Origin of the sequence: Methanobacterium petrolearium, assembly GCF_017873625.1 — an archaeon.
Classification (GTDB): Archaea; Methanobacteriota; Methanobacteria; order Methanobacteriales; family Methanobacteriaceae; genus Methanobacterium; species Methanobacterium petrolearium.
Genome location: NZ_JAGGKL010000001.1, coordinates 273129 through 291566, shown reverse-complemented (window position 1 = coordinate 291566; position 18438 = coordinate 273129). Strand labels below are relative to the sequence as shown.

Genomic DNA, 18438 nt, shown 5'->3' with positions numbered 1-18438 from the left:
ATTGATATTTTAAAGGCGAATATAATGGCAGATAACTCTAAAAAAAAGGCAGAAATCAAAATTTCAGGTATGCACTGTGCATCATGCGCTCTGAATATAGAAAAATCGCTTCAAGATATGGAGGGGGTGGAAGATGCCCAGGTTAATTTTGGAACAGAGAAGGCTACTGTAAACTATGATCCAGACAAGCTCCAACTCCAGGAATTAGAGAAAAAAGTGGAAGACACTGGCTATGCAGTGGTGAATGAAAAAGCCACCATCAGGGTAGGGGGAATGACTTGTGCCATGTGTGTTAAGGCTATAGAAGATGTTCTAAACAAAATTGATGGGGTGAACCAGGCCAATGTTAACCTGGCATCGGAAAAGGCCTATGTAACCTACAATCCCCAGATGACCAGTGTAAATGATATGAAAAATGCAATCGAAGATTTGGGATATGAATATCTGGGTTTGGAGGGAGAATTAGATGAAAGTGAGGAGGAAAAAGCCAGGGAAAGGGATCTTAATGATAAAAGGAACCGTTTAATAGTGGCTTTTGCCTTTTCAATTCCTTTAATGGTGTTGATGTACTCGGGAGTTATGTTGCCCATTCCCATGACCTATTTCATGTTTCTGGTTACTATTATTCCCTTTATTTATGTGAGTTATCCCATATTCACCGCTGCTTACCATTCTCTGGAGAATAAGGCTCTGAATATGGATGTTATGTACGCCATGGGTATTGGAGTTGCTTATGGCTCCAGCCTGCTGGGTACATTTAACATTGTGCTCACTCCTGATTTCATGTTCTATGAAACTGCTCTGATGCTGGCTGGTTTTTTAATGCTGGGTCGTTGGCTTGAAGCACGTGCTAAAGGACGTACAGGAACTGCTATAAAGAAATTAATTGGTTTGCAAGCTAAAACAGCTACCATCATCGATGAGGAAGGTTTTGAAACCCAGGTACCCATAGAAGATGTGATGGTTGGAGATAAAATACTGGTTAAACCTGGTGAAAAAATACCAGTGGATGGTAAAGTGGTTTCAGGTGAAAGTTATGTGGATGAATCCATGATCACCGGAGAACCCATTCCAGTCCTGAAACAGGATGGTTCCCCAGTAGTTGGAGGGACCATTAACCAGAATGGAGTTTTGCAATTTCTGGCTGAAAAGATTGGTAAAGATATGGCCCTGGCCCAGATAATAAAGTTGGTAGAATCTGCTCAGGGGTCCAAACCACCAGTGCAGAGGATAGCTGACCAGGCAGTTACCTATTTCATCCCCTCAGTTCTCACCATAGCCATAGTAGCCTTTGTAGTTTGGTACCTGCTTTTGGGAAGTACTCTTCTTTTTGGACTCACCGTTCTGATATCTATCCTGGTGGTGGCCTGTCCCTGTGCTCTGGGTCTGGCAACACCTACCGCGGTGACTGTGGGGATTGGGCGTGGTGCTGAACTGGGAATACTGGTTAAAGATGGTGAAGCCTTGGAAACATCTGGAAAATTGACCACCATTACTTTTGACAAGACTGGAACACTTACCAAAGGAAAACCTGAAGTTACCGATATTAATGGAATCAATACTGACGATAGAGGCCTGTTACAGATCGCTGCCAGTGTGGAGAGGAATTCACAACACCCCCTGGGAGAGGCTATAGTGACCAAAGCCCATGATAACGATATTGAATTATTCGATACAGAAAAATTCAATACTTTCGGAGGAAAAGGAGTTTCAGCAATCCTAAATGATAAAACGGTTTTAATAGGAAACAGTAAACTCCTTGAAGAAAATAAAATCCACATAACCGATGATGATAGAGAAAAAATCTCAAAAATCGAAGAAAATGGTAAAACTGTAGTTTTAGTGGCTATTGGTAATGTTTTATCCGGTATTCTTGGAGTAGCTGATACTTTAAAAGAAGACACACCCAAAGCCATAACTGAACTTAAAAAGATGGGCCTAATGGTGGCCATGATAACTGGAGACAACCAAAAGACTGCTGAGGTTATTGCCAAAAAGATCGGTATTGAAAAAGTGTTGGCAGGAGTTTTGCCAGAGGATAAGTCCAATGAAGTTAAAAGACTTCAGGATAATGGAGAAATAGTGGCTTTTGTTGGTGATGGAATTAATGATGCTCCGGCACTGGCCCAAGCTGATGTAGGGATAGCCATTGGCAGTGGGACAGATGTGGCTATTGAAAGTGGAGAGATCGTACTTATCAAAGACAATTTAGTGGACGCAGTTGCAGGAATACAATTATCAAATAAAGTTATGGGCCGAATAAAACTCAACTTGTTCTGGGCATTCGCTTACAATGCCATTCTTATACCAGTAGCTGCTGGACTGTTATACCCCTCATTTGGAATAACTTTCCGCCCAGAATATGCAGGTCTGGCCATGGCTCTAAGTTCGGTGACCATTGTAACTCTTTCACTCCTTTTAAAGGGATATTTACCTCCAGTTAAGGCTAAATCCAGTTGAATTTCATGAAAAATTTGACGGAGAAGAAGAAAAGATCAAGATTTTAGATAAACATCATAAACTATGTCCGAGAAATGATGTGAGGTGAGAAGAATGGCTGTGGATCCAATATGTAAAATGGATGTTGACGAGAAAACTGCAAAGTTTAAAAGCGAATACCAGGGTAAAATTTACTATTTCTGTGCTCCAGGATGTAAAAAAGAATTCGATGAAAATCCCGAAAAATACGCCGAATAATATGAATCATTTTTTTTATAAGGTTTAAGTGAGGGGGCCCCCTCTAAAATGAGGGGTAATCCATCCTATGATATGAAACCTCATATCTGGGTTTGGTAAGAGCAGTTGAGAAGTAATAGTATGATTGGAAATTGATCAATAAACATCCTTCTTCATAACTTCTCTTAAAACACTGGTGGCGTAGGAACCCTTGGGAATTGAAAATTCTACCAAAACCCCTTCTTCAGTTGTCTCTGCAGACACGTCCCATATTTTGAAGCGTGCTGCTCGGCGTATACCATGGCTGCCAAGTTTAAGCATTGCCGGTACCATGAAATCATCCAGTTTAAGTTGTTCTTCATCCAATATTTTTTGTTCCATTTTGCCCAATTTTCCACCGGCAAGGGGTACTTTACTCCCAAAAAGTGGACTGGAAGGATGGGCCTGGAATTCCTTTATCCTCTGATTTATTTTGTCTGGGTCAAATTCATGGATAAGGTGTTCCTCATTGTCAATTAAAATGTCACCTTCCACATAATGATCTATCCCCAGCTTAGTGCGTTCGCTTACTGCGCGGTTGAACAGGAATGATTGGTATGCATGGACAAACATCCGGCTTAATGGTTTGGGAAGGCTTTTAAGTGCCAGGATATAAGAATTTTCATCCAATTCTCCCTTCTTTTTCTTATCTTTCAGAAGGGCACGGATCATCATCTTTTCATAGCGCATTCCACTGGGCATAGATTCCATAGATTCTTTTAAGTCCCCTTCATCATATAATCGGCGGGTTTCCTGAATATGCTGTGGTTCAGTATCGTATGGATGGCCGATATAACGATCCACTGCTGCTTTCACCCCCCACTTGATCAGGGCTTTGCCCACAAGATGAGTGTTGGACCGGTTCTTGCCAAACCGCTGATATCCATAGTAATTAGGTACTCCCCTTTCTTTCAGTTTTTCAAGTATTCCTCTGGCCCTTTGGGCTGCTGAATCTGGATCTTCCACATCCTTAACCATCAAACGAAATTTATTCCCCACCAGTTGTCCGATGCGCAATTTTTTCTGATTAGGGACTACATCCAAGATCTTAACATGATGCAGCTTACCCTCCAGTTCTTTCAGTTCTTCAGGGGTTTTATTACTCACACATATCCATTGACGAGTTACCGCTGCTTTATCCTTCATACCAGCAAATCCCATCTGCTTTCGATTAATGCCAAGCTCTCGAGCAATGTCTAAAACCACATCTAAAGTGTTTCGACCTTCTTTTTCAAGCCATAACCATGTGTTTGGCCCTTCACCACTGGGCAAGTTTAGTGGGATTTCTTCCACATAAAAATCTTGGTTGGTGGTTCTTATTTCTCCACCTATTCCTTTTTGAGGGGTTAGATATGTTTCTGCGTTTAACATGATAGATTACCACTCAGTTCCACTCCAAAGATGGAGTACTGATTTTCAATTCTGCTGTTCATTTTTAATATACTAATTATGCTAATAACCATTTGAAATATAGTAGGGATGACTTGAATTCACATCCCCACGGAATCTTAAAACCCCACTAAGACTTGGATTTGAAAATATTTATAAATAAAAAATACTAATACCCTTTTTTAGTTATGGCAATTCTTATTTTTATTATGCCATTAAGGGCGATTAGATTGAAAGATAAGTTCAAAAAGTTAAAAAGAGAATTTAAGGAGTTAAATAATAATATAACCTCATACAAACACCATAAACTAGTTTTTGGATTGATTTCAATTTTTTGCCTGTTTTTAGTGGTTATATTACCCATCTATAATGTTTATTCTACAGAAGACACTCCATTCACCCAACCAGTCATTCGAAAAGTCATTGGAAATGAAACATACGGTAACGTGGTGAAAGAAGGGCCTTACGGTAACTGCAGTTCATCAGTTAAGATAGCTTACATTTTAGGTGAACATCCCCGTGAATGGGTTGCACACAAAGCCATCAGCGAGAATGTTAAAGAAAATTCTGCTTCTTTTAAATACTGTTATTATTTCTATCGCATTAATGTGACCCAGTATGCCAATGATTATGCTAAAGGAAGGATGAACGGACAATTCCTTGCCAATAAGTATGTGGTTCCAGACATTGCCAATGATAACTTTCGTCTTGCCATTGATGTTCATGGTACTGATGGTGAATACTCCAAAAAGGTCTTCTTATTCACCCCAATAGAGGAATATTCCTCGATTGAAATTGCTCATAACTTAACAAATACCCTTAAAAATGTTCCATATTATTCTCCAGCATCAGCAACAAGCCCAAATTATTGTACTGTACCTCTCATTAAAAAGGGTGTGCCTTCCATTGTTTACGAATCATTTAAAGATCAGGCTTATAGTTTGGTTAAAGAACAAAACAAGGAATTTGTTTTTGGAGTGGATAAACTGAATCTGACTATCAATGGGTGTTGTTAAATTTTTAATTGGATGTTGATGATTTAATATCAATACTGTCCTTCATTTTTTTTAATTATCATATCTACCATCCATAGTTGAGTGATTAAAATGACAAATTTGGACAGATCTATTCACTCACAGTAGCAATCTATAAATATTAAACCTTGATTAATGTGTAATTAACACACATGGTGGAGATAATGCCAAAACATATTGCATCTGGATTGAAGTACCTGGCGGCGGTTAAGCTCAGAGAAAAGGGCTATTTCCAAAAAGATATTGCTAATAAGCTTGGTATGGATCGATCAACAGTTTCACATTATTTGAATGGAAGGAATCTCTCTTGGAACTCCATTGAAGTTGCAGAGTCAATAACAAACTGTTGTAACAGGGATTTCTTACATGTTACCTATTCTTTAACTGGTGATCTTGAAAATACCCGGACTATTGTGGATATTTTGATTGAAGAAGAGTTTAAAGCCAATGTAAAAGACAGTTGCATTGGTTGTGGTGTTTGTGCAGATGTGTGCCTAATGAATAACATTTCTATTGTGGATTTGAAATGCCATATAAACAGTGCCGGGTGTTGTGGATGTTTGGATTGTCAGATGAACTGCCCTACCCATTCTATACAGATTTTAGAAGTGCAAAGTCCTAATAAATAATTTCATCCCGCTAATTTTTATTTTTAAATCTCAAAAATTCGTTTTGAAAATAGTTCGAATGTTTACAAGGCTGATTGAATATTATTTGTATGCCAATCCTCAAACAGGACTATTTTTAATAGCATATCTTACTACCATCAGCTTAATAGCCATACCTTATCATCAGGAATGAAATAAAGTATAATATCTTTAAGTAACAAATTATCCATGAAATTGTTTTTAAAAAAGAACTGGTGAATGAAAATGATTTGCCCTAAATGTCGACATGAAAATCCGAATGATGCTGTTATCTGCGAGTTTTGTGGCGAACCCCTCAAGTTTCAAATGCCTTCTGATTCAAAAAAGGATGATAAGGGAGGTTTTACGGTTAAAAATTTGAAAATTTTGGGTGTTGGTATTTTGATACTGTTTATCGTTACTGTTGCCATTTTATGGCCTGGAACTCATAGTTCGATATCTGATAATGATTCTTACCTTTCTGGACATGCATCATGGCAGCAGATCGCTATTTACAATGGAAATTCAGATGATTTAATGTCTTTTCAGATTGAAGGAAGTAAAGTTAAGGTTTATATCACTGCCCAACCCCTGAAACAAGATACCAGTCTAAAGTGCGAAATCTACGGTGTTAGTGGTATTATATCCTCTGATGATCTGGCATGGAAAGGAGCTGACACTTCTCTTAAGGCTATGAGTTTGCAATCCAATGTTCAGCCAGGAAGTTACTCAGTGAACATTGATGTTCCTGATACTCCAGCAAATCAGGTGAATTGGACTGTTCAGGTCTTTGATTATTATTAGGGTAAAAGATAGATTAGGGTAAAAGTAGTTTCTAACCATGAAATTTTGTGGAAACTACCTGAATCAAGACCATTCAATTCCAAGTATCCCAATACATTTCATTATAGGTCTATGGATTTCCGTAGTTCTATGGAGAAAAATGAATTCATATGTCAATCCATTTACTCTCACCGACGATCAACCAAACGCTTAGGTCTTCCCCTGATCTTATAAAATTCAAGACCACCAGGTCCAGTAAAATTAAAGAGGATGTTAAAACTACCATCATGATATGCTTCAGATAGGGCAATTTTGTACTGAAGGAAAGTTTTCAAAAAATTCTCCTGAACAAGTTCCTGTGGGCAGTTTTTGACATCATGACACTCCATACTCACCCTGAGGGTAACTTCTTCTTCATCCCCATAGAGAAATGCCTCATATTCCCCAGTTAAATAGTCCATGTTACCCGTTTGAAAAACACCTCTTTCAATATCAACCCTGTTAAAGGGTGCACCCATCACCCAGGCTGTTTCTGCCTCTCTTTCTGGATTAAGTATTCGCATGTGTGTACGGCCACAGGGACATTTATCCCTGCTTACCACCACTGTGGTATCTTCAGTATCATAATTCAAAAGTAACGTGCCAGTTTTGTCACCAGGAGAAAGTAGAGTAGTTAAAACCATTCTTCCACATTCCCCATCTGCAATGAAATCCTCCATTTGAGGGTTATAAACATCCAGATGCACCATATCTTCCGGTACATGGAGTCCTACCTTCTCATGGCACTCTCCACACATGGTTCCTTCGGTGCTACCATAGGTGTTGTAAACCGGCACATCCCATAATTTTTCCACATAGGCACGAGATTCTTCAGCAAAACTCTCACCACCAGCAACAAGGCGTTTTATACTGGATTCCTGAGGGTTCATACCTTCCTTTTCCATTCTTCGAGCCAGACGGATGAGTTTAAAAACACTGCCCACGATACCGGTAGGCTGATAATTCTTCATGATACGTACTGGAAACGTGCATTTACCCTCCGGAATTATGGTCATTCCCATTTTCTGGGCAGCAAGAGTCATGGTGCTGGCCCCCACATTCATACCATAAGAAGCACACACCACCACTTTATCTCCCGGACCGAAGTTTTGACTGACAAATGACCGAGCGTACTTCTCAGAATATCGATCCCAATCCTCTCCAGTTAAAAAAAATGACTTGGGTGTTCCACTGGTCCCACTGGTCTCATGAATGGTGTAAACTTCATCCCAATCAACAGATCTGAATTCAAAGTCATCAGTTTCTAGTGGCTGGTGTTTACGAACTGTTTTCCCAGAGATAATTGGTAATTCCCGCAGATCTTCGTGTTCCCTGATATCCGCAGGATTTATGTTATTTTTCTGGAACCATTTACGATAAAAAATAGAATTTTCTGCAGCATAAGCAACTGTATAGCGGACGCGCTCATCCAACACGGCATCCAACTCATTTCGAGGCATGGTTTCAATTTTTTCTCGAAAATATGCCATTTAAATCACCCCCTCGATCAATATCCATCAGCACATATTTGATCATTTAATTAATATAAACTCCCTAACTAATAACAATTAAGAATTTTAAATCCAGAAAGGGAACCTTGAAAAGATAATTATTAAAAAAATATTCGGAAAGGGATGCTTTAAACAAAAAGTATCCACCATCAAGAAGGTTAAAACTTTTTTAACTTGTTATAACCATTTTGATTGAATATTATTTCTTGAAAACATCTTCTTTAAAAACACATGAAGTGACAAGATCAAGGTTTTAATTTTATAATTCCCCAACTTTTGGACACTAAATGTGTATTTCAAACCACAAATAGCAATAGTTATATAGTGTTAAATCCTTAATATTGAGTGAGAAGAAAGAACCCAAACAGAATAAGAGGTGCACCTCTACCATCATTTATCCTAAAAAGTGATTGAGGATTGAATATGGAAAAACTAAAAAATAAAGAACCTTCAAAAACGCAACAGTTTAAGAAAAATAAACGAAACTGCGAAAAAGAAAATGAAAGGCTGAGAGAATTCTCTTTAGAGCTTTTTAAAGAAGGTTACAAGATAGGGTTTAAAAAAGGGTACAACGAAGCACTTGAAAAAGCCGGAAAGATTTAATCGTAGTTCACTTAAATCTTAACATACTCCCTTATTCAACGTGACTCATATAACGTATTATTAACGTGTTTTATACTCTTAACTTAGCCCCATAATCTCTAATACCCTGTTAACATTTTCTAAACTATCAAAGACAAAATCCGCCCCTGTTTCTTCCAGTTTCCCAGTAGAATAACTGCCAGTGGCCACAGCTATAGTTTTAAGATCAAATGGCCTGGCAGCCTCCACATCACGAGGAGTGTCCCCAACAATAAATATCTGATCTCCCCGGAAGCCATATTGATTCCGAGCACGTTTAAGGGCTTTTTCCACCAGGCAAGGCCTTTTTGGACTATCACTACCAAATCCACCAAAGGCAAAATAATCATCCAACCCCACCCTCCCCAGTTTAGCATAGGCAATTGGCTCCAGATTACCAGTGGTAAGACCTAACAAAACATTTTCATTTTTCAATTCATTCAAAAGCTTATTTACACCAGATAACACCACAATATTCTCCCGATGCACATTAGCCACATAATCCTGAATCATATAATTCAAACAATCCTGAAAGTTATCAGTAATGACTTTCTCTGGTATTTTACCGAGTTCCAGAACTTCTCGCAGTATCTGGGGGTCGGTTTTTCCAGCATAGTTTAAACCACTGATATCTTCTTCCATTCCATAGAACTTACTAACTGCATGGACAAAAGCCATGTAATGACATCTAGCTCCCCTTACCAGGGTCCCATCAACGTCAAAAAGGGTTAAAATTCCATTATCAACCATAAAATATCGCCTTATAGAATTAATTACTAGTTGAATAATATATAACAGTTTAATCATCAAATTGGACCTAACTATCTTCGGGATAGGAGGTCTTCTGAAGCGTTCTCCGCCATCTCTATTACTTCCATCTCATCCAGGACTAAGACTTCATTTTCGCGCATTAAAATCTCCCCATTACATATAACTGTGCTCACATCAGGTCCTTCAGCAGAATAGACCAGATGGGAAACGGGATTTCTATAGGGAGTTAGATGTGGAGCTCTTCTATCCATCAAAACCAGGTCTGCTTTTTTCCCAACCTCAATGGTTCCTATCTCTTTTTCCATGCCCAATGCCGTTGCTCCACCCATGGTGGCCATTTCCAGGACTGCACCTGCAGGTAAAACTGTGGGATCTAGAGTACGCACTTTTTGAAGGAGACTAGCTATTTTCATTTCCTGGAAAAGGTCCAAGCTATTATTAGATGCAGCCCCATCTGTTCCCAGAGATACACATATTCCATTGGCCAGCATGTCAGAAACTGGTGATATTCCTGAAGCTAATTTCATGTTGCTCAGAGGATTGTGGGATATTTTAACATTATTTTCTTTTATTAAAGCTATTTCAGCCCCTGAAAGCCATACAGCGTGGGCAGCTATCACATCCGGACCTAAAAATTTAATATCATCCAGGTACTCGAAAGGCCTTTTTTTCCTATCATTTAAGCTATCTTCAACCTCTTTTTCAGTTTCTGAAACATGTATATGAATTTTAAGTCCCTTTTCATCAGCTTTTTTGCGAACCCAGTTTAAAAGCTCGGTTGAACAAGTGTAAGGAGTGTGAGGCCCCAGTGCCACTTGAATTCTGCCATCAGCAGTGTTATGGCATTTTTCTATGATGCGCTTGGTTTCCTTGCACTCTGCCTTTCTCTTTTCCTCATCAAACAGGTCGATCATACCATGACAGAGGAGTCCCCTTATTCCTGATTCATCAATGGCCCTGGCCACGTCATCCATGAAGAAGTACATGTCATCACAAGTAGTGGTTCCTGATTTGATCATCTCCAGTGCCGCTAAAAGAGCTCCAGCATAGCAGTGTTCTCCTTCCAGATGTGCTTCCACTGGCCATATATGATCATTCATCCAGACATCCAGAGGCAGGTCATCAGCAAGTCCCCTCATGAGGTTCATGGAAAGATGGGTGTGAGTGTTGACCAGTCCAGGAATTAAAATCTTCCCTTCTGCATCAATAACTTCGTCTATGCCCCAGAAACGGATTTTATTATTTATGTCAATGATTTTACCGTCTTCTATGAGCACTGAGCCTTTTCGAAGTCCTTTGGCTAGAATAGTAGTGTTTTTTATGAGAATAGTCTTGGTTTCCATGGGACCACCTATCTATTTTAAGATTGAGGAAAATAACATAAATATCTACGTCATTATAGTTCTAGTGAAACTTAACAACAAAACCAGTTCTTCATTACTCGTCTGGTTACCATCATTTTTTTCAAGATAATGTTGAATGCAAGTAGATTTATATGCACCTATTAAAGTTTTTAACTTAACAATGTTCTAGTCTAGGAGGATTTTTTAAATGGAAATAAAAATAGCCCTTCCATCCAAGGGAAGGATCAGTGACCCTGCAGTAAAATTGTTATCTAAGGCAGGGATTGGATTGAAGGATACCGTTAATCGCAGGCTTTTTTCAGCAACTTTCGACCAGCAGATTAATGTTATGTTCACCCGGGCCTCTGATATTCCTGAATTCGTTGCTGATGGTGCTGCTGACCTGGGAATGACTGGTCTGGATTTAATACGGGAAAAAGAAGTCCGTGTGGAAATATTAGAAGACTTGGGCTTTGGAAAATCCAAATTGGTGCTGGCTGCCCCTGAAGACTCCGATATCAACCAGCTTTCCGATGTTAAGGAAGGTTCTATTGTGGCCACTGAATTCCCCCACCTCACTGAAAAATATCTTGAAACCAATGGAATACCAGTTAAAATAGTCCAACTTAGTGGTTCAACCGAAATAGCTCCTTTTATTGGAGTATCAGACCTTATATCTGATCTTACCAGCACGGGCACCACTTTGAAGATGAATCATCTGAAGATAGTGGAAACCATCTTAAAAAGCTCTGTGCATCTTATAGCCAATCCTGAAAGCTACCAGGAGAAAAAAGATAAAATTGAACAAATCAGAACTGGAATACGTGGTGTTCTGGATGCTGAGGGTAAAAAACTGGTGATGATGAATGTGGATGAGGAAGTCCTGGACGAAGTTAAAAAGGCCATGCCAGGGATGAGCGGCCCCACTGTATCTCAAGTCCTCTCTGATAATAGGGTGGTGGCAGTTCACGCTGTGGTGGATGAACATGAGGTATTCCAGGTGGTTAATCGTTTGAAAAAGATCGGTGCCCGGGATATTCTGGTGGTTCCCATTGAAAGAATCATCTAAGTTGAAAGAATCATCAAAATTTAAAAAATCATTTAAGACGAATGAATCATCTAAGTTGAATGTATTATTACATTTTGACCGGATAAATGTAATTGTAGGGATTCTATGAAGCTTTTAAGATTTAAAAAAGATGGAAAGGAAAAAAATGGTGCGATTATCAATGGAGGAATGGTTGAAATAGAACATTCTCTCCTTGAAGCAGCCCATTCACACCCTGATCATCTGGAAAGGAAAGAGTTTTACTTGTTAAATGAAGTTAAGATTCTTCCACCAGTTAAACCCAGTAAAATCATTTGTGTGGGTTTAAATTACCGTGACCATGCTGAAGAGTTGAATATGGCCCTTCCTGATGAACCTATCCTGTTTTTAAAGCCTTCAACTACGGTTATCGGCCATGAAGATAGTATCATTTATCCTGCCCAGTCCCATCATGTGGATTATGAGGCAGAATTGGCTGTGGTGATTGGTCATGAAGCCCGTTTCGTTAGTGAAGATGATGCTTTGGATTACATTGCAGGTTATACTGTTCTTAACGATGTTACTGCCCGAGATTTACAGGAAAAAGATGGGCAGTGGACTCGTGCAAAAAGTTTCGATACATTCTGTCCCATCGGCCCATGGATAGAAACTGAACTTGATCCTTCTAATCAGAGAGTATGTATGAAGGTTAATGGTGAAGTTAAACAGGATTCCCGTACCAAAAATATGATATTTACTCCAAAAGAGTTGATAAGCTTTATATCAGAAATTATGACCCTGCAACCAGGTGATGTGATCGCCACTGGAACTCCGCCAGGAGTGGGACCCCTGCAGGTTGGTGATGTTGCAGAAGTTAATGTGGAAGGAATTGGAACTCTTAAAAATCGCGTGACAAAAAGTTAATAGAAAGAATAACTATGCATGTCACGTTTATCAGGTAATCACCTTTTGTTAAAAGATAATTACACCTCTAAAACCCCAATATCATCCCCCTTTAAAGGGAGATGATCCTATATTTTAACCTGTATTTTTAATGTCGAATTTCATTCAATATACAGTGCTGGTTTGTAGGGTAATGCATTCCTGGCTTTGTTTTTGGGATCGTAAGTTGGTTCCTGGTATATTATCACCTGGGCACCTGTTCCTCTGGCAATGTAGTCCAGTGCATCTTCCAAGAGGTGTTTTTCATCTACATATCCTACGTAGTTTATACGGGTCATCTCTCGAACTATCTTCTGGGCGAATCCTGCCAGTTCCTTCTTATCATCATGGATGTTGGCCTTAATGGATCTTCCCATGATCTGACCAACATCTGGTTTTCCAACTTCATGGGCAATTTCAAAGACCTTCCATTTCCATTCAGGAGCCAGGTAAACATGTACTTTTTCTGGGATGGTTTTGGTGATCTTTTCAATCTCCCTGACATCATCCACCAGTCCCTGGATGATTTCCTCACCCTTGTGGACTTTTTCATCAATGAGACTTTCATCTACTTCAGGCCATGGCGTTTGTGATGCAAATCCCTGACCTCCGTGTCTTTCCCACAGTTCTTCACAGGCATGTGGGGTGAATGGGGCCATTAAACGGATCCATATTCCTAAGACATGTGCAAGTACCTGGGTTATTTCTTCCTGACCAGCATCTTTCTTGAGTTCATGGTCCACCCTGTGCAGATAATGGTCTATGTCCTTCTTAAACAGGAATAATGCTTCTTGTAGTGCTTTCCTGGTCTGGAATCCTTCCAATGCATGGGTGGCGTCTCGAACCCTCTGGTTAACCTGGCTGATCATCCAGGCGTTGATGGAGTTATCAACATCCGGGGCTTGGATGTAATCTGTTAACTGGATCTGTGAACCGTGTAGTTCATCCACCATGGCAGCGAATTCTATGAACCATTCTAGGCGTTTTTTGGTTCCTATAACCTCTTTTTCCCTCCAGTCAAAGTCCTGCCATGGTTCAGCTGAGGACATGAGGAACAACCGTACCACATCGGCTCCGTGGATTTTTATGGCATCTTCCAGGAGGATGATGTTTCCCTTGGAAGAAGACATTTTATTGCCTTCCAGGAGGCCCATTCCAAAGACCACCACTCCCTGGGGCCATTTTTCCTCAGGGAATATGGCAGAGTGATGGAACAGGTGGAATGAAAGGTGGTTTCCCACCAGGTCCTTGGCAGATAACCTCCAGTCTAAGGGATACCAGTAGTTGAATTCTTCTTTTATGGCGGGTGGAATGTTTTTATCGGTTTTTTTATCCAGGAAAATGTGATCAAAGAATTCTTCATCCATTTTTTCAGGGTCCATCTTTTTCAAGTGGGGGGCGATGGTGTAATAACTCATGTAAATGGTTGAGTCACTTAAAGGCTCGATTAACCATTGTGGATCCCATGGTAAGGGTGTTCCCAATCCTATTCTACGGGCACATGCCCAGTCATGTAACCAGTTAAGGTAATATTCAAAGTTGGATCTTATCTCCCCTGGTACGGTGTTCATACCTTCCAGGCAGTTGAGGGTGGTCTGGGTCCATTTTTCATCGGAGTATTTGAGGAACCACTGGTTGTCCAGAATTTTAACCACACATTTAGTGCCGCAACGGCAGATCACAGGTTTTTCTGCGAATTCATACATTATGTCCCCTTTACCCACTTCCAGGAGGTGTTCTTTAATGGCATCCCTGGCCTGAGGTACCTTGAAGCCAGCGTAATCTGTAACATGCTCTTTGATTACTCCCTTTGCATGTTCCAGTTTGTACATTTGGTTGGTGGCTTCCTTGAGTTTGGGGTCATTCTGGTTTTTAACACCCATCTGCTCTATCATCTCCACTGCAGGGTGTTTTCCAAATCCTTTAAGGCTTATAAGGCCGATTGGCTGGATTTTTTCGACTTTTTCCTGTATTCCATATTTTTTCAGGGTTTCAGTGTCATTTTTAAGGTCCTGGAGAGCTATGTAATCAGCAGGGGCATGTGCAGGTACAGAATATACTACTCCCGTAGCATAATCAGGGTCTACGAATGATGCAGGTAAAATCATGTGTTTTTTTCCGGTTACAGGGTTTTCCACGTACTGTCCAATGAGACCAGCTGCATCAACATCTCCCACCAGTTCCAGGTTGTTTTTCTGGTTTAACAGATTTTCATAGGCTTTTTGGCTGATGATCCATTCCTCATCATCCATTTTAACCTTAACATATTTCTCATCAGGATTTAACCAGATGTTAGTAGCACCGAATAGCGTTTCGGGCCTGAATGTGGCGGCTACCAGATATGTTCCATTTATTGAAAACTTAATCAAGGTTAATTCGTTTATTGTGACTCCTTCACCTTCCAGAAGGTCATGGTCCCCTACTGGGTTTTCATCATCTGGGCAGTACTTAACCGGGTGGGATCCTCGGCGTACTAATCCTTTTTCATTGAGTTTAGCGAATTGCCAGGTGATGAATTTCTGGTAAGTGGGGTCTATGGTGGTGAATTCGCGTCTCCAGTCAATGGAATAACCTAAGTGTGTCATTACCTGACGGTATTCTTCGCTGAAATATTTTACAATGTAATGGGGGTCGGTGAACTTTTCAAGTTCACTTAATGGTACTTTGTGAACGTTTTGGTAGATGTCAAGTGTCCAGGGATCCTGTCTTTTAATACGTTTGGCTATGCCTATTACTGGTGCCCCGGTTACATGCCATCCCATGGGGAATAGTACATTGTATCCTTGCATTCTCTTAAAACGGGCGTAAACATCAGGTACTGTGTATGTACGGCCGTGTCCCACGTGCATTGCCCCGCTGGGGTAGGGATAGGCCACGGTTAAGAAAACTTTTTCTCGGTTATCAGGATTAGATTGAAATAATTTTGCATCTTTCCATTTCTTCTGCCATTTCTCCTCTATTTTAATGTCTGTCACTGCATCACCGCCATTATTGTCTTTGATTTGGTAAAATTAAATTATCATCAATTTCTTAACTAAAAATTTAAACAAGTTATACTAGATTTGACTATTTCAATGCGTTTTCCAGCCAATCCAAGTAGTCCTGTGATCCCTTTTTAATCTGGATTTCCAGCACGCAGGGAGTTTGGTAACTGTGAATATCTTTTACCCTGTCTATAACTTTATCTACCAATTCTGAACTGGTCTTCAAAAGGAGGATGGATTCAACATCTTCCTCCAGATCTCCCTCCCACCAATAAATAGATTCCATGACAGGGATTATATTAGCACAGGCTACAATTTTTTCATTTAAAAGAATTTTCGCTATTTTTTTGGCTTCTTCAACTCCAGAAACAGTTACATAAATCATTGAATACATGCAAAACTTCCCATATGTCATTGATTAAACCCATATATCATTTATAATTTAAATAGTGGGTGTTTTCATCCGGTAAGGTTATGTTATCAGAGTTACCTAACTATTGGTGGCATCGGTGGCATTTTTAGTTTGTGTTCTGCTGCCCTCACCATTAATTTAACATTTACCACTTCATCCAGGCTTATTTTGAGTTTTTGAGCGATTTCGTCTTTTTCCATTCCTTTTTCAGCCATGAGGTACAATATCTCATCTAAAAGTTCGTATTTTATTCCGAGATCATCTTCATCAGTCTGTCCTGGCCATAACCCTGCTGTAGGATCTTTATTTTGAATGTTATCAGGGATTTCAAGATGTTCTGCTAATTTTCTTACATCAGTTTTGTACAATCCCCCAATAGGGAGGATATCCACCCCACCATCACCATATTTGGTGAAATAACCCACTAAAAGTTCGGTTCTATTACCAGTACCTGCTACCAACCGGTTCAATGCGTTAGCATGGTAATAAAGGATTAGCATCCTCATACGGGCCTTGAGATTTGCGCCAGCTAGTTTATAATTCTCATCGTCCACAGAACGACTACATACTTTCTGGACTGGTTCGATGAGTGGATCAACCTGTATGGTTTTGTGTTTTATGCCCAGTTCCTCTGCCAGGTTTACAGCATCATTGATGTCCTCTTTATTTGTACTCTGGCTGGGCATTATTAGTCCCAGAATTTTATCCTTATTCACAACTTCTGCACAGAGTTTGGCTGTGACCGATGAATCCAATCCCCCACTAAGGCCCACTACCAATCCCTGGGCATTTGATTCTATTAATGAATTTTCAATGAAAGTAGATATCTCAAATGCCACTTTAGAAACGTCTAAAACCGGTAAAATTCTGTTATCATAACCCATATCATCACCAAGTATTTATCTAATTTAGGAAATGGTCCTAATTTTAGTATAATATATTAATGAACCATTGGAATTTTTATCTACTCCTAAAACCATGTTTAACCCTTAATAACCAATTTTTCTTGTGTAAATGGATTTGCTATGTTATCATTTGATTATATTATATGTCCTTATTTAATATGGATTTGCACAATTTTTATATGTCCACAGAATTTAAGTAAGATAATCCCATAGAAACTATTAACCCAGAAAGATTAAGGCTTATTTTAGGCTTATTAAATCTAGACGAATTAATGGAGGCATGAATAATGGCATTTAAAGACCTTTTCAAATTTAAAAAAGGAAAAACAACATTCGTATTTATTGGAGGTAAAGGCGGAGTGGGTAAAACCACTGTTTCAGCTGCAACCGCCCTATGGTTAGCTGAAGAAGGGAAAAAAACTCTGGTAATCTCAACAGACCCTGCTCACTCCCTTTCTGACTCTTTAGAAAAGAACCTTGGACACGACCCCACCCCTATCGGTGAAAACTTGTGGGCTGCGGAAATCGATCCTGAAATAGCCATGAAGGATTACCAGGCCAAGATGAAGGAACAACAGGCCCTTAACCCTGGTATGGACATGGGTATGATGGAAGATCAGATGGAAATGGCCACCATGTCCCCAGGAATAGACGAAGCTGCGGCTTTTGACAAATTTTTGCAGTACATGACCACTGATGAGTACGACATCGTGGTTTTCGACACAGCACCAACTGGACACACCCTACGACTTTTATCTTTCCCTGAAATGATGGACAGTTGGGTGGGAAAGATGATCAAAGTCCGAAGACAGATCGGAAGCATGGCCAAGGCCTTCAAAAACATCATGCCCTTCATGGGGGATGAAGAGGAAGAAGATAAAGCTTTAGAGGATATGGAAGCCACCAAGAAACAAATTCGTGCTGCCAGGGAAGTTATGGCCGATCCTGAAAGAACATCCTTCAAAATGGTGGTTATCCCTGAGGAAATGTCCATCTACGAATCCGAAAGAGCCATGGAAGCTTTAAAAAAGAACAATATGTACGCTGATGCAGTTATCGTTAACCAGATCCAGCCTGAAGAAGCCGACTGTGATTTCTGCCGGGCACGACGCCAGATACAACAAAAACGGATGGAAAGCATCCATCAGAAATTCGGTGAACAGTTAGTGGCTGAAATACCTTTATTCCGTGAGGAAATCAAGGGAACCGATAAACTGAAAGAAGTTGGTAAAATTCTATATGGGGAGCCTGAAGCAGGGGCTTCCTAAAAAAAATCTCTTTTTTTATTTTATTATATCTATTTTAGTATACTCCCTTATCAATACAACCACATACG

Annotated in this window: 16 protein-coding genes; 9 read left to right on the top strand and 7 right to left on the bottom strand. The window is 39.8% G+C overall.

Annotation, left to right across the window (positions count from 1 at the left end):
• Nucleotides 1–24 precede the first annotated feature (24 nt).
• Both J2743_RS01365 and J2743_RS01360 read left to right on the top strand, forming a co-directional pair.
• The gene (locus J2743_RS01365) at nt 25–2460 is read left to right on the top strand and encodes a heavy metal translocating P-type ATPase (protein WP_209624636.1); all 2436 of its coding nucleotides are present in this window, start codon (nt 25–27) and stop codon (nt 2458–2460) included.
• A 93-nt stretch (nt 2461–2553) separates the two neighbouring features.
• Nucleotides 2554–2697, top strand: a complete 144-nt coding sequence (locus J2743_RS01360; protein ID WP_209624634.1) for a YHS domain-containing protein — start codon at nt 2554–2556, stop codon at nt 2695–2697.
• A 135-nt stretch (nt 2698–2832) separates the two neighbouring features.
• On the opposite strand, the gene truD is transcribed toward J2743_RS01360, so the two are convergent.
• Nucleotides 2833–4086 (bottom strand): tRNA pseudouridine(13) synthase TruD, encoded by a 1254-nt coding sequence (truD, locus tag J2743_RS01355; protein WP_209624632.1) that lies wholly within the window; start codon nt 4084–4086, stop codon nt 2833–2835.
• Nucleotides 4087–4334: 248 nt separating this feature from the next.
• Between truD and J2743_RS01350 the strand changes: the two genes are divergently transcribed.
• From J2743_RS01350 to J2743_RS01340, 3 genes are all read left to right on the top strand, one after another.
• A complete protein-coding gene (locus tag J2743_RS01350) occupies nt 4335–5120 on the top strand; it encodes a hypothetical protein (RefSeq protein WP_209624629.1) in 786 nt (261 codons plus the stop codon).
• Between the two features lie 170 nt (nt 5121–5290).
• A complete protein-coding gene (locus J2743_RS01345) occupies nt 5291–5767 on the top strand; it encodes a helix-turn-helix domain-containing protein (RefSeq protein WP_209624627.1) in 477 nt (158 codons plus the stop codon).
• A gap of 243 nt (nt 5768–6010) precedes the next feature.
• A complete protein-coding gene (locus J2743_RS01340; RefSeq protein ID WP_209624625.1) occupies nt 6011–6568 on the top strand; it encodes a zinc ribbon domain-containing protein in 558 nt (185 codons plus the stop codon).
• 167 nt (nt 6569–6735) lie between these two features.
• Here J2743_RS01340 and ftsA read toward each other — a convergent pair whose 3' ends face one another.
• On the bottom strand, nt 6736–8076 hold the full coding sequence (gene ftsA, locus J2743_RS01335) for a coenzyme F390 synthetase (protein WP_209624623.1): 1341 nt from the start codon (nt 8074–8076) through the stop codon (nt 6736–6738).
• A gap of 444 nt (nt 8077–8520) precedes the next feature.
• On the opposite strand from ftsA, the gene J2743_RS01330 reads away from it, so the two are divergent.
• The gene (locus J2743_RS01330) at nt 8521–8700 is read left to right on the top strand and encodes a hypothetical protein (RefSeq protein ID WP_209624621.1); all 180 of its coding nucleotides are present in this window, start codon (nt 8521–8523) and stop codon (nt 8698–8700) included.
• A gap of 78 nt (nt 8701–8778) precedes the next feature.
• Here J2743_RS01330 and J2743_RS01325 read toward each other — a convergent pair whose 3' ends face one another.
• Nucleotides 8779–9468 carry an HAD family hydrolase gene (locus J2743_RS01325; RefSeq protein ID WP_209624619.1) on the bottom strand — a complete coding sequence of 230 codons (690 nt, stop codon included), beginning with the start codon at nt 9466–9468 and terminating at the stop codon, nt 8779–8781.
• Between the two features lie 71 nt (nt 9469–9539).
• Nucleotides 9540–10832, bottom strand: coding sequence for an amidohydrolase family protein (locus tag J2743_RS01320; RefSeq protein ID WP_209624608.1), 1293 nt, complete (start codon nt 10830–10832; stop codon nt 9540–9542).
• Nucleotides 10833–11040: 208 nt separating this feature from the next.
• On the opposite strand from J2743_RS01320, the gene hisG reads away from it, so the two are divergent.
• A complete protein-coding gene (hisG, locus tag J2743_RS01315; protein ID WP_209624606.1) occupies nt 11041–11901 on the top strand; it encodes an ATP phosphoribosyltransferase in 861 nt (286 codons plus the stop codon).
• Between the two features lie 105 nt (nt 11902–12006).
• Nucleotides 12007–12783, top strand: coding sequence for a fumarylacetoacetate hydrolase family protein (locus J2743_RS01310; protein ID WP_209624605.1), 777 nt, complete (start codon nt 12007–12009; stop codon nt 12781–12783).
• Between the two features lie 140 nt (nt 12784–12923).
• Here J2743_RS01310 and leuS read toward each other — a convergent pair whose 3' ends face one another.
• The 3 genes from leuS to J2743_RS01295 all read right to left on the bottom strand — a co-directional run bounded on the left by leuS (nt 12924) and on the right by J2743_RS01295 (nt 17081).
• Nucleotides 12924–15776, bottom strand: coding sequence for a leucine--tRNA ligase (gene leuS / locus J2743_RS01305; protein WP_209624604.1), 2853 nt, complete (start codon nt 15774–15776; stop codon nt 12924–12926).
• 91 nt (nt 15777–15867) lie between these two features.
• Nucleotides 15868–16179, bottom strand: coding sequence for a divalent-cation tolerance protein CutA (cutA, locus tag J2743_RS01300; RefSeq protein ID WP_209624603.1), 312 nt, complete (start codon nt 16177–16179; stop codon nt 15868–15870).
• 92 nt (nt 16180–16271) lie between these two features.
• Nucleotides 16272–17081, bottom strand: a complete 810-nt coding sequence (locus J2743_RS01295; protein ID WP_209624601.1) for an NAD+ synthase — start codon at nt 17079–17081, stop codon at nt 16272–16274.
• A gap of 308 nt (nt 17082–17389) precedes the next feature.
• Between J2743_RS01295 and J2743_RS01290 the strand changes: the two genes are divergently transcribed.
• Nucleotides 17390–18370: a TRC40/GET3/ArsA family transport-energizing ATPase gene (locus J2743_RS01290; RefSeq protein ID WP_209624599.1), complete on the top strand. Its 981-nt coding sequence runs from the start codon at nt 17390–17392 to the stop codon at nt 18368–18370.
• Nucleotides 18371–18438 lie beyond the last annotated feature (68 nt).